The following is an 18,102-nucleotide window of genomic DNA, read 5'->3' as shown; positions in this document are numbered from 1 at the left end:
CCTGATCCCTGCAATCGCTTTAGCATGATCTAAAGGTTCGAGGGGCAAAACGAAGTTAGCACATGAAAGCTGACCGATCTCGGCTTCAAATGTTTCAAAGGTTGAACCGTTAACTCTGACGGGATTGCTCGATCAAGTCTGCACCAGCATCTTTTCTCAGCAGTTCATAAAGCACGGTTATGAACACATCTCGAGTGGCTTCATCGCTCAGCAGTTGTGTGGCCATGTTTGTATGGCTGCTCATGGCCCCAGCAATGGCCTGGATCGCCTTTCTTGGCAGGTCGGCTTTCATGGCCTGTTCGCGAGTGTTGTTTTGCACTTGGTCCATGACCACGCTGTCGGCTCGCAGCTTTTCCGATACGTGGACAGCGAAGGCAACTTTGTCGGTGTCGGTAATATTTTTGCCGAATGCTTCGTTGAGCTTTTCAATCAACTCCGACAGGTATTTCTTCTCCCGATCGCGAGCGTCTCGAAGTCCATTGTCAGTCACGCCGTACAGGCGTGGTATCTCGTTTGTCGGAGTCAGACCTCCAAGGGTGCTGCCTTGGTTGATCTTGTAATGGCTTAACGTCAGGTCGGCAAGGTCGACTTGATCAGCGCCAATACCTTTGAGTCGCTTACGCAATAAGCGAGCAAAACAGGCGAAGGCTTCCAGTGATGGATCGGCAAACTCCGGCGTTTTTCAAGGTAGTTGTCGCGTCAACCGTCTAACTATGCCGCTCTTTTCTCGACCTGTTGCTCTCGATCCGGGTTCAACAACACGGTACCGATCGGCTCCCAGTTACGTGTCTGACCTGGCCAGCGTTCCGGGGTTTTCTCCTGGGCTCGTTTGTACACCTCATGTCGCCGGGCCAACACTTGATAGTCCAGCCCTCGATGCCGCTCAGCCGGCGTGACGAACCGGATACGGCTATGCCGGTGCTCGTGGTTATACCAACGCATGAAATCCCTCACCCAAGCGCGTGCCGCGTCCAGACTGGCAAAACCATCCGGCGGCCATTGCGGGCAGTATTTCAGCGTTCTAAACAGCGACTCCGAGTAGGGATTATCGTTGCTGACACGCGGTCGTCCCCGCGAGGGGGTAATGCCCAGATCGTACATCTTGCTCAACAGCGTCACCGATTTCATCGGCGCCCCGTTGTCTGAGTGCAACACCAGCGGCTCGTGTAAACACTGCTCGCCGATCACGCTGCGTTGCAGTAACGCCGCAGCTTTTTCGCCGCTTTCCACTTCGTAGACCTCCCAGCCCACGGCTTTGCGGCTGTAAATGTCTTCGATCAGGTAGAGGTAGTAATACTTCCCGCGTACCGGCGACGGCAGATACGTGATGTCCCACGACCAGACCTGATTGGGCGCTTTGGCGGCATGCGTCGTCGGGGCCGCGTGCCGTCTGGGTCGCTGACTACGGCCTCGATGTTGCTGTTGACCCGCCGCCCGCAAGACACGATAAAACGTCGCCTCCGACGCCAGATAACGCTCTTGATCGGCCAGGCGCGGTACGATCTGGCTTGGCGGCAGATGGGCATACGCAGGGCTGTTGCACAGCGCCACGATCGCTTGCCGCTCGACCTCGCTCAACGCATTGCGCGGCGCTGGTCGTAAGGTGGTCGTTCGGGCATCGGCCTTGATAACGTCTGCTTCAGTCCATCGCTGCAAGGTTCTGAGCGACAGACCGACCTCCTGGCAAGCCCTGACTTTCCTGGCTCCTGCTGCGACGGCTTCGGTCAACCACGCCACGAGCAACTGCCGTTCCGGCAAAGACGTCAGTTGTCCTCGTTGTCGGTCCCCCAGTAGTCGTTGAGCTTTTTTCGCAGCACCAACAACGCGGCTGTTTCGGCCGGGCGGCGCGATCACACTGCTTTAGCACCTGCCATTTGGTTATCTCACCCCCAGCAACAATGAAGGCATGGTCAACTAGTTTTCCGGACAGGGATTAAAGACCTCCGTGACCGCTACTGAAGAGAAATAGGGTATTTTCGTGCCCGGTATGATACTAGCGGAGTAGGACTTTTTGCCGGTGTCGCGAACATAGCTCTTATCGGAACCCATGGCGTTCGGCTGGTTCTGACCGATCAAGTAATCTAGAAACTGGATTTTTACTGGGGTGTTGAGGCGCCCATTAGCTGTCAGCGGGATGATCTGTGCGGCACCGGCCCGAGTGAAGGCAAAGAAGCTCTCGGCGGCTTCGCGACCACGGAAGGTTTTGATGCAGAGTACATCGCTGGTGCGTAGGGTGATGAAGCGCTGATAGCTGCCGCCTGAGTAGGTGCTCAGTATCAAGCCGTCGCCGACGAGGATTCCCAAGCCTTGTATAGCTCTGCACTGGCCGTCGCCACCATGGTCCGAACCATAGGGCAGGTAGCACCAGTTGGTCTGGCTCAGGGCCTGTACCGAACCCTGGGGAATCGTCAGGTCGTGCTCGATCTGTCTAAGGGCTTCGGGGGTTTGATAAGGAATGCTGCAGCCGGCGAGCATCCAGCCAAGTAGAACGTAGATCAGGCGATAGGGGCGCATAGGATCTCCATAACGGGGCAATCGAATAGAAATGACAGTCGGTTATCTACGAGACTGCCTTGCCTCGCGGGGATTTAACCGCGTCAGGTTTGCTAGGTCAAAATGCCATCACTCAACCTGTTAACAATTGTCAAGGTTGGGGGTGTCAGGCGGCGCCGTAACGGAGATATCGTAGATGGATAGTAACCAGGTGGAGTGGTTACTTTTGGTGGTTACCAGAGTGGTTACCACGCAGGCTGAAAATGCTTGTGGCGCGATACAGACCATATGGTCCCAGTGAGATCAAATGGTCTCTCTTGGAGTGTGCCTTTACCAGCTACAAGCAGGTTTTGAGACTCGCCACGCGGCGGTCTGAAATCCAGCTCATGCTGCTGCTGGAAAAGAACTGGACCTTTGTTGACTCCTTGCTGCCGATTACGTCCGCCATTTCTCTGTTGTTCGCGCTTACCACCGACTTGCCGCCGCTCGGCCTTGGCTGAAGACTCACGTTGTAGTGAGCCCCCGCCAATGATTCATTTTGCCAGGCGTACAGGATGCACTCTGCCACCTGCTGCTCTGGTTTATGGGTGGTGAAGGACTTCAGTGGCCCTTCTGCCCTCATCTCCTGTGGTGAGGTGGTACATCCGCCCAGTGCCAACACGATCGCGCCGACTGCGATAATCCTTTGCATCTTCTTCTCCTGGAAATGGGCGAATGTATCACCAGATGGCTTATATCTGATCTTCGGCGTATATCGCGGCACTGATGATCGCGCCACCTACCCGACGCTTGCCGATGCAGAGCGGAACCGGGTTGCCGGAGGCGGTTGTGTTTTTCGCGCTGCCGAAGGCGTAGCCGGGGGTGTTCTCGGGGGCTGCGCTGGTCCGCAGGCCTTTAGCGACTGGGCTTAACATCTGAATCACACCACCAATGGCCATCGATGCCCCTGCCGCCCCTACGGCACCCCATACGCCGCCAGCTGCGAACCCGCCGACGCCTCCGGTGGCAATGGTGGCAACAATTATCAGTGCGACGCCAATGATTGTCTGCATCATGCCGGCGCGCTTACTGCCCTCGATCACGGGCGCAATGATGATGTCGCCATCACCTTGATAGCCGAGCTCGGCCTCGCTGATATTCTTCTTCCCAAGAAAAACAGCGAACACTAGTCCTCTGGATTTGGCGTTCGATAGGAATCGCTCGAAGCCCGGGATCTGCACACACAGCGCTTTGATTGCCTCGGCAGGTGTGCGCACGGCGAGCGGGTAAAACTTTCCGAATTGACGCAACTGACCATAGAGCTTTACGGTTCTGATCGGTGGGTTAAGCGAACCACTCCCGTGCCAGCGTCTCGAAAGTCAGTCCCTCGACTTTCTGTGCTTGTTTGGCTGCTTTCTTTTGCTCAGCGGGGTCGGTGCCCTCAATCAGCAGCTGGCGCGCCCCGTCGCGAAGCTGGCGGGCTTTTAGCAGCGTGATGGTTGGGTATGCGCCAATCGCCAGCATCTTTGCGCTGCCGTTGAAGCGGTATCGATAGCGCCATAGCTTGGAGCCGGTCGGGGTTACTTCAAGGCATAAGAGCCGGTAAAGCTTGTCCTTTGGCTTGGCGGTACGAATGGTGGTATCTGAGAGTGGCACGCTGCCTCCTTGCAGGCCGCACCAGCCGGGCGTTTTGCCGCAGTGGTGTGAGTAGATTTCTAGACCGAACTGGATCTACTCACATATGTTTGGGCTTACAAGGGAACGGTTGGGAACCGTAGAAAGCAAAAAGCCCGCACTAGGCGGGCTTCTTGTGTGCTTTCAGGTGTGCTTGGCATCACCTGAAAACGAAAGGTGGTGCCCAGAGACGGAATCGAACCGCCGACACGGGGATTTTCAATCCCCTGCTCTACCGACTGAGCTATCTGGGCAACGGGGCGCATTAAACTGGTTTTTCAGGGGGTCGTCAAGCAAGTTTTCAAAAAATATTTAATTATTACCGTCGCTTACGATCCAACCCCCGTTTTTACGGGATTACTCGGCTGGTGGAACGTAGCCTTCGGCCTTGGCGTATTCCTCGCCGGAGAAGTACTTGTCCATCTCGCCCTGAAGGTATTTTCGGTCTTCGGCGTTCATCATGTTCAGGCGTTTTTCGTTGATCAACAGGGTCTGGTGTTTTTGCCAGTCGGCCCAGGCCTTGGCCGAGACGTGGTCAAAAATGTCCTGACCTTTGGCACCCGGGAATGGGGCGCGCTCCAGGCCTGGCAATTCTTCTTTGTACTTGCGGCACATGATGGTGCGGGTCATGACGACTCTCCTGCGTTCAATACATCGGCCGCGCGCTTCAGCAGTTTTTTCACCGGGGCGGCAAGGCCCAGGCGCGGCGGGGTGGCGAGGTTATACCAGAGCCAGTCGGCCTCGGCCACGTGATGGCCAGCCTCCTGGACCTGGACCAGCCAGGGTTCGATAGCCAGTTGGAAATGACTGAAGGTGTGTACCAGGCTTGGCAGCTCAACGTGCTTGCCCAGTTCCAGCGAGTGTTGCAGTGCCAGATGTTCCAGATCGCCGAGGTCGTCGAGTTCCGGCAGGCTCCACAAACCGCCCCACAAGCCCGTGGAAGGCCGACGGTAAAGCAAAATGGCACCGTCGCGGTTGGCGAGCATCGGCATTAGCGTGCGCTTCTGTGGCACGGTTTTACGCGGTTTGGGGATCGGGTAGCGGGTCTCAAGACCGAGCATGTGCGCTTCGCAGCCCTTTTCCAGTGGGCACAGCAGGCAGCTCGGCTTGCTGCGGGTGCAGAGCGTGGCACCCATGTCCATCATCGCTTGGGTGTAGGCATTGACGCGGTCGTGGGGTGTAAAGCGTTCGGCGGTGGCCCACAGCTGTTTGGCAACCTTCGGCTCGCCGGGGTAGCCCTCTTGCGCGGTAAAGCGCGCCAGTACCCGCTTGACGTTGCCGTCGAGGATCGGCGCGCGCAGGCCCATGCTCAGGCTAGCGATGGCGCCCGCGGTGGACAGGCCGATGCCCGGCAAGTCAGTGAGTTTTTCCACATCCCGGGGAAACTCGCCGCCGTACTCGGCAACGACGATCTTCGCGGTCTTTTGCAGGTTGCGGGCGCGGGTGTAGTAACCCAGGCCGGTCCACAGGTGCAGCACTTCGTCTTCCGGCGCGGCGGCCAGGGCCTCGACCGTTGGCAATGACGCCATGAACCGGTCGAAGTAGTTCAGCACGGTGCTGACCTGGGTCTGCTGCAACATGATTTCCGAGACCCACACCCGATACGGGGTGATGCCCTGTTGCCAGGGCAAGTCGTGGCGGCCATGGACGTCGTACCAGTCCAGCACCGCGGTTGAGAACTGCTCGGCTTTCATCGCTTGAACAGCCCCTTGAGGGCGTTTTTCAGTTCTGGACTGACTTTGTCGCCGAGTTTCTCATCGATTTTTTCGCCGAGCTTGTCACCCGCCAGCTTGCTCGCCACCTGACCGAGACGCTCACTGTCCAGGCGGCAGGCCTTGGCACCGAGTTCCAGAGGCCCACGGCAGCGCAATGGCCACTCGATATTGGCAAAGCGCTCGTTGACCTGGCAGGCCGGATCCGGCATGTCGCTCTTGTCACCTTCGACGATGATGCCGACGCGGTAGTCCATACCCAGTACGCGCAGGTCGACGTCGCCGTTACCGGTGACGGTCATGCCCGGGATGCGCACTTTCAGGTCCGGATTGCTGGCCACGCCATTGCGCAACGTCAGGTTGCCCTTGAGTTCCTGAAAGGGTGTGTCCTTGCCACGCGGTTCGCCGCTGAGGGTTTTGTGGTTCAGCGTGGCGATGCCTTTGCACAGCTGTTGCTCAAGGTTGGCGTTGAGCAGCACGCCGTTATTGAGCACGAAACTGGCCGTGCCGTTGAGGCTGTCGATCAGCGCTTTCTGGCTGTTGCCGCTGGCGGTCAGGGTGCTGTTGAGCGTGACCAGACCTTTGACTGGCGGTTTTTTCCCTTGGCTTTCGAGGATGTTTTCCACCGGAACCCGACTGATCTGCGTTTGCAGGCTCAGCACCGGCACGGGTTGACGTACATCCAGCGTGCCCTTGGCGTCGAAGTTGCCGTTGTAGAGCTCACCACGCAGGTTTTCCAGGGTCAGCAGGCCACCTTGGCCGGTGGCTTTCAGCGCGGCGTTCTGGATCGGCAGTTTGTCGAGGGTGAGTTGGCCGAAGGTCAGGTCGGCGTCCAGATCAAGCTTGCTCAGGCGCTCCGCCGGAATCAGTTTGTCGCTGCTCCAGGCGCCTTTGGTGGGGGCGTTCGGCAACGGCGTGCTGCCGACGCCGGCCAGCGCGTCGGCCTCGGTGCTTTTGACTTCCGACTGGCGGGCCACCGCGGCGCTGTTGGCTTCGGCGGAGGTTGGTGGCAGGTAGCGATCAGCGTCGAAGGTGTCGCCCTTGAGCTGCACGCGCAACGATTGCTTGGCGAAATCTTCGATGGCGATACGCCCGCTGAAACTGCTGTCGTCGACTTTCAGGTTGATATCGTCCAGCGCTACGCTGGTCGGAGTGCCTGTCAGACGGCTGACCAGTTCGACTTTGCTCAGGCTGCCCTCGGCCATGGTCGGGAGTGTCTGACCGATGCTGTCGACAAACTTTGCCAAGTCGAATTGGGCAATCGACACGCCACCGCTGATTTGCGGGGTTTTGTCCAGGTCGTTGACTTTCAGTTCACCGAGCGCGCGCAGCTGGTTGGCAGAGATTTTGATGCCGGTCCATTCGGCGACGTTCGCCGCTTTATCCAGTAACAATTGGCCTTGAGCGGCAAAGGTCACGATCTTGCCTTGCAGCGGTTCGCCGGAGATTTCGCCTGCGAGTTTCATGTCTTCGAACTGGTAGCGCTGGAGGGCGCGTTCGAAACGCAACTCGCCGTTGAGTTCGGTGCGCACCCGCACGTCCGGCTGGTTGCTGGCGAGGAATGCAGTCAGCTTGACCTGAATGTTGGTCGCGTCGTGCACCGGGCCGGTGCTCAGCTGGATGCTTTCGGCGCTGAACTGCTTGCCGGTTCGCTCATCGTTGTATTCAACCCGAGCGTTGTTCACGGTCAGGCTGTCGATGTCGAGACGAATCGGTTGGGTCGGTTTTTCCGGGGTGGCGGGTATTTCGGCGGCCGGTTCGCTGATGCTGCCGGTAGCCGGCGCATCAGCCTTGGCGGCGGCAGGCGGGACCTTGCCGATGTCTTCCCAGTTACCGTGGCCATTCTTGTTACGATTGAGGCGCAGATTCAGGCCTTCGACGCGGACATCGCTCATCTGCACTTCACGGCGCAGCAACGGTAGCACCCGCACGGACAGGCCAAGCATTTGCAGGTCGGCAAACGGCTGGGTCGGATTGGCCAGGGTCGCGATACCGGCTTCGTGCAGCTCAAGGCCAAGCCAGGGGAACAGGCTCCAGCCGATATCGCCATTGAGCGTCAGCTCGATGTGGGCCTTGTCGCGGGCAATCTGGCGAATCTCGTCTTTGTAGTCATTGGGATCGAAGAAGTGGGTCAGGGCAAAGCCCAGCGCCACAATGATCAGCAACAACCCGAGAAGTACCAGACCCAGGATTTTGCCGAACGCTTTCATGGGCGAGTCCTTGTAGTGAGTCAATGTCGAAATTTAGCCAGGGAGTATAGCGCCCCGAAACCGACGACTGGTCAGTGATCGCCTAGAGCAGCTCCAGCGGCAGTTTGAGCTTGGCAGCGAGTGCCTGGGCTTCGAGGTGCCCGGCGGGGGCCAGCAAGTGCAATGTTGCCCCCGCAAGCGCGGCCATTTTTTGCGCTTCGCTGATCAGGCGTTCAGCCACGCCACGGCGGCGGGTGATTTTTCGCACGCACAATTGCGACAGCTGCCAGATGTCCTGTTTTCGATGCAGGCGCGCCGCGCCGAGCAGTCGGTCATTGAAACGACCGGCGATCAGCGAGCCGTCGCGCAGGCTGGTTTCAATCAGTTGCAGTTCATCGTTGAACGGAGCAATCAGCCAGCGCGGGGCGTCGTGGAAGATCTTCTGCAGATCCTGCTGATCCTGATAGCTGGGTTCGTTCAGCGATTCGACGACGATGGGCATAAGGTTTCCTGTGAAAGGGGTATTCGGGCATTTCCCGTCAACGGGTGAAACGGTTCTTTGGTGCGTGATCGGAGCTGATGTCACATAAAAGGTGATATCAGTTTGGTTTTTCTGTCGTGGGCAAATGGTAATCTTCGCCCGTTCGTCGGTCCTTCTGCGACCTGTTGTCGCGCCCGAACGGAGCTCTACTCAATAAAACGGTCATGCCTGCGTGCAACAAGGCCGTGGGTGAAGAGTGCCTGGCGAACCATACTAATAATTGGGGGAAACACAAATGAGCACGAGTACCGAGGCGGGCATTATTCCCGCCCAGTCAGCGTTCCTGTCCAAGGAGCGGATCATCGCCAAGCCCGGTTTCAACCGCTGGCTGGTTCCACCGGCCGCACTGGCCATCCACCTGTGCATCGGCATGGCCTACGGTTTTTCGGTATTCTGGCTGCCGCTGTCCAAAGCCCTGGGCGTGACCGCGCCGGTGGCCTGCGCGCCAGACATGAGCTTCATCGCACAGATCTTTTCGTCCCAGTGTGACTGGCCGATCTCGATGCTTGGCTGGATCTACACCTTGTTCTTCATCTTCCTCGGCTGCTCGGCAGCAATCTGGGGCGGCTGGCTGGAACATGCCGGGCCACGCAAGGCCGGTGTCGTCTCGGCGCTGTGCTGGTGCGGCGGTCTGCTGATTTCCGCCTTGGGGATTTATACCCACCAGATCTGGCTGATGTGGATCGGCTCCGGCGTCATCGGGGGTATTGGCTTGGGGCTGGGTTACATCTCGCCGGTGTCAACCTTGATCAAGTGGTTCCCGGACAAACGCGGCATGGCGACCGGTATGGCGATCATGGGCTTCGGTGGTGGCGCGATGGTCGGTGCTCCGCTGGCGGCTGCGCTGATGGGCCATTTCGCTTCGCCGGCCGGCGTGGGCGTGTGGCAGAGTTTCCTGGTGATGGCGGCGATCTACTTCGTGTTCATGATCGGTGGTGCGCTGTCGTACCGCGTTCCGCCGACCGGCTGGAAACCTGAAGGCTGGACCGCGCCGGCGAAAAAAGCCGCGAGCGCGATGATCACTCACCGTCACGTGCACGTTAACGTCGTGTGGAAAACCCCGCAGTTTCGTCTAGTGTGGCTGGTGCTGTGCCTGAACGTGTCGGCAGGTATCGGCATCCTCGGCATGGCGTCGCCGCTGTTGCAGGAAGTGTTCGCCGGTAAATTGCTCGGCAACGACCTGACCTTCGGTCAGCTGGACGCTTCGCAATTGGCGTCGATCGCGGCAATCGCGGCGGGTTTCACCGGTTTGCTGAGCTTGTTCAACATTGGTGGCCGGTTCTTCTGGGCGTCGTTCTCCGACTACCTGGGCCGCAAAAACACCTACTTCGTGTTCTTCGCCTTGGGTTTTGCCCTGTACGCGTTGATCCCGAACCTTGGTCATCTGGGCAACATCGCGCTGTTCGTGGCGGCCTTCTGCATCATCCTGTCGATGTACGGCGGTGGTTTTGCAACGGTTCCGGCGTACCTGGCGGACCTGTTCGGCACGCAGATGGTCGGTGCGATCCACGGTCGTCTGCTGACCGCATGGGCCGCTGCTGGCGTGCTCGGTCCGGTGTTGGTCAACTACTTGCGTGAGTATCAGTTGAGCATCGGCGTTGAGCGCGCTGCTGCGTATGACATCACCCTGTACATCCTCGCCGGCCTGCTGGTGCTGGGTTTCCTCTGCAACCTGCTGGTGCGCCCGGTGGCGGACAAGTACTTCATGACCGATGCCGAGCTGGCCGCCGAACAGGCGCTGGGTCACGACAAAGGTGCGAACAGCACGACCGCGCTAGAGTGGAAAGCCTCCTCGGGTAGCGTGCCGTTGGCCGTTGCCGCATGGCTGGTGGTGGGTATTCCGTTGGCGTGGGGCGTTTGGGTGACGTTGCAGAAAACGGCGGTGTTGTTCCATTAAGAAAAACCTGCGCCTGACATGTGTTGTGTCAGGCGTATGGGTTTATGCCCGAAAAGATCGTCCGAAGGCTCGGGCCGCGTTCGGACGATCTTTTGCTTGTACGGACATGTATACCCCGGCGGCGTTAGGTTCAGCCCGTCAGGGATATCACCTCGCGTGTTTCTGTTTGGCGTCCGCGCCCCTATAATGGCTGCCTTTTTCGCCCAATGATTTTGCGGAGCTGGTGATGGCCGAACGTAAGGCGTCCGTCGAGCGCGACACTCTGGAAACCCAGATCAAAGCCTCGATCAACCTGGATGGCACCGGAAAGGCCCGATTTGATATCGGTGTTCCCTTCCTTGAGCACATGCTGGACCAGATCGCCCGTCACGGGCTGATCGACCTGGATATCGAGTGCAAGGGTGACCTGCATATCGACGACCACCACACGGTGGAAGACGTCGGTATCACGCTGGGTCAGGCCTTCACCAAAGCGATCGGCGACAAGAAAGGTATCCGTCGCTACGGCCACGCCTATGTGCCGCTCGATGAAGCATTGTCGCGCGTGGTGATCGACTTCTCCGGCCGCCCAGGCCTGCAGATGCACGTTCCCTACACCCGCGCCACTGTCGGCGGCTTCGATGTCGACCTGTTCCAGGAATTTTTCCAGGGCTTCGTCAATCACGCCAACGTCAGCTTGCACATCGACAATCTGCGTGGGCACAACACCCACCACCAGATCGAAACCGTGTTCAAGGCCTTCGGTCGCGCACTGCGCATGGCCGTCGAGCTGGATGAGCGCATGGCCGGGCAAATGCCGTCGACCAAGGGCGTTCTGTAATGCAGACGGTCGCGGTTATCGATTACGGCATGGGCAACCTGCACTCGGTGGCCAAGGCCCTCGAGCACGTCGGTGCCGGCAAGGTGCTGATCACCAGCGATGCCAACGTGATTCGCGAAGCCGATCGGGTGGTTTTCCCCGGTGTGGGCGCGATTCGCGATTGCATGGCGGAGATCCGTCGCCTGGGCTTCGACTCGCTGGTGCGTGAAGTCAGCCAGGACCGTCCGTTCCTCGCCATCTGCGTGGGCATGCAAGCCTTGCTCGAGCGCAGTGAGGAAAACGACGGTGTCGACTGCATCGGCCTGTTTCCAGGCCAGGTGAAGTTCTTCGGCAAAGGTCTGCACGAAGAGGGCGAACACCTGAAAGTCCCGCACATGGGCTGGAACGAAGTGAAGCAGACGGTGAGTCATCCGCTGTGGCACAACATTCCGGACTTGGCGCGTTTCTACTTCGTGCACAGCTACTACATCGCTGCCGGTAACCCGCGGCAGGTGGTGGGCAGTGGTCACTACGGTGTCGATTTCGCCGCAGCGCTGGCCGAAGGCTCGCGTTTTGCCGTGCAGTTCCACCCGGAGAAGAGCCATACCCATGGCCTGCAATTGCTGCAGAACTTCGCAGCGTGGGACGGTCGCTGGTAATGGCAGTCAAGAAGAAGCCGCCGATTCTCACGCTCACACCCGAGCAAGAGAACGAGGCCAACAGCAAGATCAAGCGTTTCATGGAAGACCGCTTCGAGCTCGACCTGGGCTCGTTCGAGGCGGCTGAAATTCTTGAGCTGTTTACCCGCGAAATTGCTCCGCACTATTACAACAGGGCGATTTTCGATGTGCAGACGCACCTCAAAGAGAGGTTCGAAAGCATCGAAAGCGACCTGTGGGCGCTCGAGAAAAACTGATTTCCGAGCAACGCTGAAAAATCGAATTTAAAGGTTTGCCAGATGCTGATTATTCCCGCTATCGATCTCAAAGACGGTGCCTGTGTACGTCTGCGCCAGGGCCGCATGGAAGATTCCACAGTGTTCTCCGATGACCCGGTGAGCATGGCTGCCAAGTGGGTGGAGGGCGGTTGCCGTCGTCTGCATCTGGTCGACCTGAACGGCGCCTTCGAAGGCCAGCCAGTTAATGGCGAAGTGGTCACCGCGATCGCCAAGCGCTACCCGAACCTGCCGATCCAGATCGGTGGCGGCATTCGCTCGCTGGAAACCATTGAACACTACGTGAAGGCGGGCGTGAGCTACGTGATCATTGGCACCAAAGCCGTGAAAGATCCGGCGTTCGTTGCCGAGGCTTGCCGCGCCTTCCCGGGCAAGGTGATCGTTGGCCTGGACGCCAAAGACGGCTTCGTGGCCACCGACGGCTGGGCTGAAATCAGCACTGTGCAGGTCATCGACCTGGCGAAGCAGTTTGAAGCCGACGGCGTGTCGGCCATCGTTTATACCGACATCGCCAAAGACGGCATGATGCAGGGCTGCAACGTGTCGTACACCGCAGCACTGGCGGCCGCCACGCGGATTCCGGTGATCGCCTCCGGCGGTATTCACAACCTGGGTGACATCAAGTCGCTGCTCGACGCCAAGGCGCCAGGCATCATCGGCGCCATCACCGGCCGGGCGATTTACGAAGGCACCCTCGACGTCGCTGAAGCGCAAGCTTTCTGCGATTCGTACAAAGGCTGAGGACTCACCATGGCGCTGGCCAAACGCATCATTCCTTGCCTGGACGTGGATAACGGCCGGGTCGTCAAAGGTGTGAAGTTCGAGAACATCCGTGACGCCGGCGACCCGGTGGAAATCGCCCGTCGCTACGACGAGCAGGGTGCCGACGAGATTACCTTTCTCGACATCACCGCCAGCGTCGATGGCCGCGATACCACGCTGCACACCGTCGAGCGCATGGCCAGTCAGGTGTTCATCCCGCTGACCGTCGGCGGCGGCGTGCGCACCGTGCAAGACATCCGCAACCTGCTCAATGCCGGCGCGGACAAGGTCTCGATCAACACCGCTGCGGTGTTCAACCCGGAGTTCGTCGGCGAAGCGGCGCAGCATTTCGGCTCGCAATGCATCGTCGTTGCTATCGACGCCAAGAAGGTTTCACTGCCGGGCGAAACCCCGCGTTGGGAGATCTTCACCCACGGCGGTCGCAAACCTACCGGGCTGGATGCGGTGGAATGGGCGAAGAAGATGGAAGGTCTGGGTGCCGGCGAAATCCTGCTGACCAGCATGGACCAGGACGGCATGAAAAACGGCTTCGACCTGGGTGTCACCCGCGCCATCAGCGATGCACTGGGGATTCCGGTGATTGCCTCTGGCGGCGTCGGCAATTTGCAGCATCTGGCTGACGGCATCCTCGAAGGCCACGCCAGTGCGGTGCTGGCGGCGAGTATTTTCCACTTCGGCGAATACACCGTACCGGAAGCCAAGGCTTACATGGCGCAACGCGGTATCTGCGTCCGATAAAGGCCAGTGGACAGCGTGGCGGGCTCAGGGCAAGCTTGGGCACGCCATGGATTCCGGTTACCGTCATGCTCAAACGTCTTCTTCTCGTTCTCGCCAGCGCCTCGATGTTACTGGCCGGCGCTGCGCGTTCTGCAGAAAAAACCGACCCCGATCTGATACTGCTGACGGAAAACTTCCCGCCGTACAACATGGCGAAGAACGGCAAGAACTTCGCTCAGGAAGACAACATCGACGGCATCGCCGTGGACATCGTCCGCGAGATGCTCAAGCGCGCCGAAATCACTTACAGCCTGACGCTGCGTTTCCCCTGGGAGCGAATCTACAAACTCGCCCTGGAGAAGCCCGGGTATGGCGTGTTCGTCATGGCGAGACTGCCGGACCGCGAAAAGCTCTTCAAATGGGTCGGCCCGATTGGTCCGGACGACTGGATCATGCTCGCCAAGGCTGACAGCAAGATCACCCTCGAGTCACTGGCGCAGGCGGGCAAGTACAAGATCGGAGCCTACAAGGGTGATGCGATAGCCGAGACGCTGACCAAGCAAGGGTTGAAACCGATCGTGGTGCTGCGCGATCAGGACAATGCGAAGAAACTGGTCAACGGTCAGATTGACCTCTGGGCCACTGGCGACCCTGCGGGCCGTTACCTGGCCCGTCAGGACGGCGTGACCGGGCTCAAGACCGTATTGCGATTCAACAGTGCTCAGTTGTACCTGGCGCTGAACAAAGACGTGTCGGACGAAATTGTCGCCAGGCTTCAAGCCGCGCTGGATCAGCTGCGCAAGGAAGGCGTCGTGGACGACATCATGGCGCGGTATCTCTAGCGTTCATTAAAAGATCGTCCGAACGCGGCCCGAACCTGCGGCAGCTCCTACATTGGGATGTCATACACACTGGAGCTGCCGAAGGCTGCGATCTTTTCAGCGATAAACCCCATCTTTTCCGTGCCCAACCATCGCCTTGTTGCTGCGCACGCTGATCATCAACTTGATATCGATCCAGTCGATGCCCTGGGCCTTGAGCTTGGGCAGTTCGCGCTCCAGCACCGCCAGGGTTTGTGGATAAGGGTGGCCGATCATCACCGCCGAGCCTTGCTTGTGGGCCAGGCTAATGGCGGTCTGTAGCTGAGTAAAGATCGCGGCCTCGGTGCGCTCATCATCGAGAAACACATCCCGCGAGACGCTGGCCAGACCAATCTTCTGTGCTTCGGCGGCGGCGACTGTCTGAGCGCTGGTACGGCTGTCGATAAAGAACTTGTGCCGACGTTGCAGCTCGGCCATCAGCCAGGCCATGGCCGATTGCTGGGCGGTCATGCGGCTGCCCATGTGGTTGTTGATGCCACTGGTATAGGGCACGGCCTTGAAGGCGGCATCAAGACGCTTTTGCAGTTCTTCGATGGGAAGTTCGGGATGCCAGGCGAACGGGCCGGTGGCCGGGTCCATGGGCATGTGCAGCATGACGATCTTGCCGGCGCGATGGGCTTCGCGGGCAAATTCGGCAGCGTGGGGCGTGTCGGGCATGATTGCCGTGGTCACCGGCCCGGGCAGCGCCAGCACGCGGCGGTCGCGTGGCAGGTTTTGCCCGAGGTCATCGATGATCAGGCTCAGGTAAGCCTTGTGTGGCGCCACCGTCTCGGCAGGCGCCGCGTGAGCAGCGCCCGCCAGACAGCACAGCAGACTGAGGATGAACCGCAAACGCATCTCAGTGGCCGCGGGTGATGCTCAGGCCTTTGAGCAGGCTCAGGGCCTGGGCCAGCTGGTAATCGTCGTCCTGTGGCATCGGTTTGGCTTTGCTACCGGACTTGGTTGGCTTGTCGGCGCCGCCATTGCCATTGCCCAGGTGACCTTGCAGGTCGGCTTCCTTGAAGTATTCGCCGTCTTGCTCGTTGGTGATCTTGGCCTTGCGCACTTCGATGTCCGGAACGATGCCCTGGGCCTGGATCGAGCGCCCGTTCGGCGTGAAGTACAGCGCGGTGGTGATCTTCAGTGCGCGGTCATTGTTCAGTGGCAGCACGGTTTGTACCGAGCCTTTACCGAAACTGGTGGTGCCCATGACAACTGCACGTTTTTGATCCTGCAGGGCGCCGGCGACAATTTCCGAAGCCGAGGCGCTACCGCCGTTGATCAGCACGACCATTGGCACGGCTTCGCTCAGGTCCTTGCCGGTGGCAGAGAAGCGCAGTTCGGAGTTGGCGATGCGGCCCTTGGTGTAAACGATCAGGCCTTTGGTGACGAAATGGTCGACCACTTCCACCGCCGCTTGCAGCACGCCGCCCGGGTTGTTACGCAGATCGAGCACAATGCCGCTGAGCTTCTTGCCGTTGTCTTTGCGCAACTTGGCCAGGGCCTTGGCGACTTCTTCGCCGGTCTTGACCTGGAACTGGGTGATGCGGATGTAGGCGTAGCCCGAATCCAGCAACTGGCTCTTCACGCTCTTGACCTGGATGGTCGCGCGGGTCAGCGTCACGTCGAACGGTGCACCGCCGTCGCGCACCAGCGTCAGAGTGATCTTTTCGCCGATCTTGCCGCGCATCTTGTCCACGGCTTCGGTCATGCTCTGGCCGCGGGTTGGCTGGCCGTTGATCTTGACGATGAAGTCGCCCGCCTGGATGCCGGCCTTGGAGGCAGGCGTGTCATCGATCGGCGAAACGACTTTGATGAAACCGTCTTCGGCGCCGACTTCGATGCCCAGACCGCCGAACTCGCCGCTGGTGCTTTCCTGCAACTCGGCAAAGTCTTCCGGGCCGAGGTAGGCGGAGTGCGGGTCAAGGTTGCTGAGCATGCCCTTGATGGCATTTTCCAGCAGGGTCTTGTCGTCAACCGGTTCGACATAGGCCGCCTTGATCCGGTCCATGACCTCGGCAAAGGTGCGCAGCTCTTCCAGCGGCAATGGCGCCTTGGTGGTCGCGGCCGAGGTTGACGAGGCAGGTTCAGCGGCAAACGCCAACGGCGCACCGATCACCAGAGCGATCGTCAGGGCCAGCGAATTGAGGCGGGACAAATGCAGCATGTCGAACGAACTCCTAATGTAGGTGACTCAACGCCTATCCTTGCGCGCGGCACCATTGTGCTGGATCACTCGGGTGACCCTGCTGACGAATAGCAAAATACAGCGCAGGTGTGTCCTGGCCACCACTGCTACCGACAGTGGAGATGGATTCACCGGCCTTGACCACGTCACCAGCCGCTTTAAGCAGCGTCTGGTTGTGGCCGTACAAGCTCAAAAAACCATTGCCGTGGTCGAGGATCACCAGCAAACCGGCGCCGCGCAACCAGTCGGCGAACACCACGCGACCACCGTGTACGGCATGCACCTGGCTGCCAGCGGAGGCGCTGATCATCACGCCGTCCCACTTGGTTCGGGCATCGTCACCACGGGTTTCACCAAAACGCGCAAGCAATCGACCATCAACAGGCCACGGAAGTTTTCCGCGGGCTGAAGCAAAGGGACCGCCGAAGGACTCGCCTGCACTTGAAACCAGTGCGCCGGGTGTCGACTTGGCGGGTTTGCGTGGAGCATCAGTGGCTTCAGCCTGGGCCTGAGCTTCACGTAAACGCTTTTTTTCGGCTTCCTGCTGGGCGATCAGCGCTTTTTGTCGCGCTTCTTCCGCCTCACGTGCCTGGCGGGCCAGGGTTTCTTCGATGGTTTTGAGTACTTTAGACAGATCGGCCTGATCCTGCTCGCGGGCTTGCAGCTTCTGGTCGCGGGCTTTCACGTCGTCGTTGAGCTTGGCCAGGACTTGCTGACGCTCCTGGCGGACTTTGTCGAGTTCGTCACGCTGGCTGTCGAGGCTGCTTTTCTGTACCAGCAACTGGGCTTGTTGCAGGGCGATGTCTTGCTCGACGTTGGCCAGTTGGCGCAGGGTTTCGTTGAAATTCTTCAGCTGCTCCAGGCGCGCCTGGCTCAGGTAATCGTAATAGGTGATGGTGCGGGCGAATTTTTCCGGATTTTGCTGGTTGAGCAGCAGCTTCAGGTATTCCTGGCGACCGCTCTGATAGGCCGCTCGGGCCTGAATGGCGATCAGTCGTTGCTGTTCAATGCGCGCGCTCTGGAGTTTTTTTTTCTCACCATCGAGTCGCTGTATCTCGGATTCGCTTTTCTTCAGCTCTTTTTGCAGGGCGTCGACCTGCTTCTCGAGCTTGCCCATCTCGGTCTCGGTGCCTTTGAGCTCCTTTTGTACACCGGATTTTTCTTCCTGCAACTTGCCCAGCAGCTTTTTCAGCTCGGCAATATCCTGACGCGTGGCGTCCAACTGTTGTTGGGTTTGCGCGCGTTCATCGGCAAGCGCCGGATGGAGCAGGCAGGTCAGGGCAAGGGCAATCAGGGCGCGGAGCATAGAGGCGGG

The 18,102-nt window shown here is 59.2% G+C and carries 18 protein-coding genes, 1 tRNA gene and 2 pseudogenes; 7 read left to right on the top strand and 14 right to left on the bottom strand.

Annotated features, from left to right (window positions below):
• Positions 1-109: 109 nt before the first annotated feature.
• The 11 genes and pseudogenes from BLL42_RS12565 to BLL42_RS12510 form a co-directional block, all read right to left on the bottom strand.
• The gene (locus BLL42_RS12565) at positions 110-625 is read right to left on the bottom strand and encodes a hypothetical protein (protein WP_236721983.1); all 516 of its coding nucleotides are present in this window, start codon (positions 623-625) and stop codon (positions 110-112) included.
• Positions 626-711: 86 nt separating this feature from the next.
• Positions 712-1,838: pseudogene (locus BLL42_RS12560) on the bottom strand (IS3 family transposase); the annotation flags it as partial.
• A 76-nt stretch (positions 1,839-1,914) separates the two neighbouring features.
• A complete protein-coding gene (locus BLL42_RS12550) occupies positions 1,915-2,514 on the bottom strand; it encodes a hypothetical protein (RefSeq protein ID WP_071552381.1) in 600 nt (199 codons plus the stop codon).
• 316 nt (positions 2,515-2,830) lie between these two features.
• Entirely contained in the window at positions 2,831-3,184 is a 354-nt protein-coding gene (locus BLL42_RS12545; RefSeq protein WP_071552380.1) for a hypothetical protein, read from the bottom strand.
• Positions 3,185-3,224: 40 nt separating this feature from the next.
• Positions 3,225-3,782, bottom strand: coding sequence for a tail assembly protein (locus BLL42_RS12540; protein ID WP_236721982.1), 558 nt, complete (start codon positions 3,780-3,782; stop codon positions 3,225-3,227).
• Between the two features lie 37 nt (positions 3,783-3,819).
• A pseudogene (locus BLL42_RS12535) lies at positions 3,820-4,128 on the bottom strand (Arm DNA-binding domain-containing protein); the annotation flags it as partial.
• Positions 4,129-4,324: 196 nt separating this feature from the next.
• Positions 4,325-4,400, bottom strand: a tRNA-Phe gene (locus BLL42_RS12530).
• A gap of 103 nt (positions 4,401-4,503) precedes the next feature.
• Complete coding sequence (locus BLL42_RS12525) at positions 4,504-4,776, bottom strand: oxidative damage protection protein (protein ID WP_054595151.1); 273 nt, start codon at positions 4,774-4,776, stop codon at positions 4,504-4,506.
• Positions 4,773-5,840 carry an A/G-specific adenine glycosylase gene (mutY, locus tag BLL42_RS12520; protein WP_071552378.1) on the bottom strand — a complete coding sequence of 356 codons (1,068 nt, stop codon included), beginning with the start codon at positions 5,838-5,840 and terminating at the stop codon, positions 4,773-4,775. Before mutY ends, BLL42_RS12525 begins: the two co-directional genes overlap by 4 nt.
• Positions 5,837-8,068, bottom strand: a complete 2,232-nt coding sequence (locus BLL42_RS12515) for an AsmA family protein (protein ID WP_071552377.1) — start codon at positions 8,066-8,068, stop codon at positions 5,837-5,839. The genes mutY and BLL42_RS12515 overlap by 4 nt, the downstream gene beginning before the upstream one ends.
• Before the next feature lie 82 nt (positions 8,069-8,150).
• Complete coding sequence (locus tag BLL42_RS12510) at positions 8,151-8,549, bottom strand: acetyl-CoA sensor PanZ family protein (RefSeq protein ID WP_071552376.1); 399 nt, start codon at positions 8,547-8,549, stop codon at positions 8,151-8,153.
• Between the two features lie 274 nt (positions 8,550-8,823).
• Here BLL42_RS12510 and BLL42_RS12505 point away from each other — a divergent pair, with 274 nt between their 5' ends.
• From BLL42_RS12505 to BLL42_RS12475, 7 genes are all read left to right on the top strand, one after another.
• Positions 8,824-10,485: an OFA family MFS transporter gene (locus BLL42_RS12505; RefSeq protein WP_071552375.1), complete on the top strand. Its 1,662-nt coding sequence runs from the start codon at positions 8,824-8,826 to the stop codon at positions 10,483-10,485.
• Positions 10,486-10,711: 226 nt separating this feature from the next.
• Positions 10,712-11,305 (top strand): imidazoleglycerol-phosphate dehydratase HisB, encoded by a 594-nt coding sequence (gene hisB / locus BLL42_RS12500; protein WP_071552374.1) that lies wholly within the window; start codon positions 10,712-10,714, stop codon positions 11,303-11,305.
• Positions 11,305-11,943: an imidazole glycerol phosphate synthase subunit HisH gene (gene hisH / locus BLL42_RS12495; protein WP_071552373.1), complete on the top strand. Its 639-nt coding sequence runs from the start codon at positions 11,305-11,307 to the stop codon at positions 11,941-11,943. Before hisB ends, hisH begins: the two co-directional genes overlap by 1 nt.
• On the top strand, positions 11,943-12,200 hold the full coding sequence (locus BLL42_RS12490) for a DUF2164 domain-containing protein (RefSeq protein WP_071552372.1): 258 nt from the start codon (positions 11,943-11,945) through the stop codon (positions 12,198-12,200). Before hisH ends, BLL42_RS12490 begins: the two co-directional genes overlap by 1 nt.
• Positions 12,201-12,242: 42 nt before the next feature.
• Positions 12,243-12,980 carry a 1-(5-phosphoribosyl)-5-[(5-phosphoribosylamino)methylideneamino]imidazole-4-carboxamide isomerase gene (gene hisA, locus BLL42_RS12485; protein WP_054595157.1) on the top strand — a complete coding sequence of 246 codons (738 nt, stop codon included), beginning with the start codon at positions 12,243-12,245 and terminating at the stop codon, positions 12,978-12,980.
• A 9-nt stretch (positions 12,981-12,989) separates the two neighbouring features.
• Positions 12,990-13,760 carry an imidazole glycerol phosphate synthase subunit HisF gene (hisF, locus tag BLL42_RS12480; RefSeq protein WP_054595158.1) on the top strand — a complete coding sequence of 257 codons (771 nt, stop codon included), beginning with the start codon at positions 12,990-12,992 and terminating at the stop codon, positions 13,758-13,760.
• Between the two features lie 65 nt (positions 13,761-13,825).
• The gene (locus BLL42_RS12475; protein ID WP_071552371.1) at positions 13,826-14,581 is read left to right on the top strand and encodes a substrate-binding periplasmic protein; all 756 of its coding nucleotides are present in this window, start codon (positions 13,826-13,828) and stop codon (positions 14,579-14,581) included.
• 96 nt (positions 14,582-14,677) lie between these two features.
• Here the strand turns inward: BLL42_RS12475 and BLL42_RS12470 are convergent, their stop codons facing one another.
• The 3 genes from BLL42_RS12470 to BLL42_RS12460 are packed head-to-tail and all read right to left on the bottom strand — an operon-like array spanning position 14,678 to position 18,093.
• Positions 14,678-15,457, bottom strand: coding sequence for a divergent polysaccharide deacetylase family protein (locus BLL42_RS12470; RefSeq protein WP_071552370.1), 780 nt, complete (start codon positions 15,455-15,457; stop codon positions 14,678-14,680).
• Between the two features lies 1 nt (position 15,458).
• The gene (locus tag BLL42_RS12465) at positions 15,459-16,766 is read right to left on the bottom strand and encodes a S41 family peptidase (RefSeq protein ID WP_071552369.1); all 1,308 of its coding nucleotides are present in this window, start codon (positions 16,764-16,766) and stop codon (positions 15,459-15,461) included.
• A 34-nt stretch (positions 16,767-16,800) separates the two neighbouring features.
• Entirely contained in the window at positions 16,801-18,093 is a 1,293-nt protein-coding gene (locus BLL42_RS12460) for a murein hydrolase activator EnvC family protein (RefSeq protein WP_071552368.1), read from the bottom strand.
• Positions 18,094-18,102: the final 9 nt, after the last annotated feature.

It is taken from the genome of Pseudomonas frederiksbergensis (assembly GCF_001874645.1).
Classification (GTDB): domain Bacteria; phylum Pseudomonadota; class Gammaproteobacteria; order Pseudomonadales; family Pseudomonadaceae; genus Aquipseudomonas; species Aquipseudomonas frederiksbergensis_B.
Note: the sequence above shows the minus strand (reverse complement) of the source record. Positions and strands in the feature narration are given on the sequence as shown.

What these genes read in the sequence shown, in the direction of transcription:
- BLL42_RS12550 (WP_071552381.1), bottom strand. Translation starts at nt 2,514, where the DNA reads ATGCGCCCCTATCGCCTGATCTACGTTCTACTTGGCTGGATGCTCGCC.
- BLL42_RS12545 (WP_071552380.1), bottom strand. Translation starts at nt 3,184, where the DNA reads ATGCAAAGGATTATCGCAGTCGGCGCGATCGTGTTGGCACTGGGCGGA.
- BLL42_RS12525 (WP_054595151.1), bottom strand. Translation starts at nt 4,776, where the DNA reads ATGACCCGCACCATCATGTGCCGCAAGTACAAAGAAGAATTGCCAGGC.
- mutY (WP_071552378.1), bottom strand. Translation starts at nt 5,840, where the DNA reads ATGAAAGCCGAGCAGTTCTCAACCGCGGTGCTGGACTGGTACGACGTC.
- BLL42_RS12515 (WP_071552377.1), bottom strand. Translation starts at nt 8,068, where the DNA reads ATGAAAGCGTTCGGCAAAATCCTGGGTCTGGTACTTCTCGGGTTGTTG.
- BLL42_RS12510 (WP_071552376.1), bottom strand. Translation starts at nt 8,549, where the DNA reads ATGCCCATCGTCGTCGAATCGCTGAACGAACCCAGCTATCAGGATCAG.
- BLL42_RS12505 (WP_071552375.1), top strand. Translation starts at nt 8,824, where the DNA reads ATGAGCACGAGTACCGAGGCGGGCATTATTCCCGCCCAGTCAGCGTTC.
- hisB (WP_071552374.1), top strand. Translation starts at nt 10,712, where the DNA reads ATGGCCGAACGTAAGGCGTCCGTCGAGCGCGACACTCTGGAAACCCAG.
- hisH (WP_071552373.1), top strand. Translation starts at nt 11,305, where the DNA reads ATGCAGACGGTCGCGGTTATCGATTACGGCATGGGCAACCTGCACTCG.
- BLL42_RS12490 (WP_071552372.1), top strand. Translation starts at nt 11,943, where the DNA reads ATGGCAGTCAAGAAGAAGCCGCCGATTCTCACGCTCACACCCGAGCAA.
- hisA (WP_054595157.1), top strand. Translation starts at nt 12,243, where the DNA reads ATGCTGATTATTCCCGCTATCGATCTCAAAGACGGTGCCTGTGTACGT.
- hisF (WP_054595158.1), top strand. Translation starts at nt 12,990, where the DNA reads ATGGCGCTGGCCAAACGCATCATTCCTTGCCTGGACGTGGATAACGGC.
- BLL42_RS12475 (WP_071552371.1), top strand. Translation starts at nt 13,826, where the DNA reads ATGCTCAAACGTCTTCTTCTCGTTCTCGCCAGCGCCTCGATGTTACTG.
- BLL42_RS12470 (WP_071552370.1), bottom strand. Translation starts at nt 15,457, where the DNA reads ATGCGTTTGCGGTTCATCCTCAGTCTGCTGTGCTGTCTGGCGGGCGCT.
- BLL42_RS12465 (WP_071552369.1), bottom strand. Translation starts at nt 16,766, where the DNA reads ATGCTGCATTTGTCCCGCCTCAATTCGCTGGCCCTGACGATCGCTCTG.
- BLL42_RS12460 (WP_071552368.1), bottom strand. Translation starts at nt 18,093, where the DNA reads ATGCTCCGCGCCCTGATTGCCCTTGCCCTGACCTGCCTGCTCCATCCG.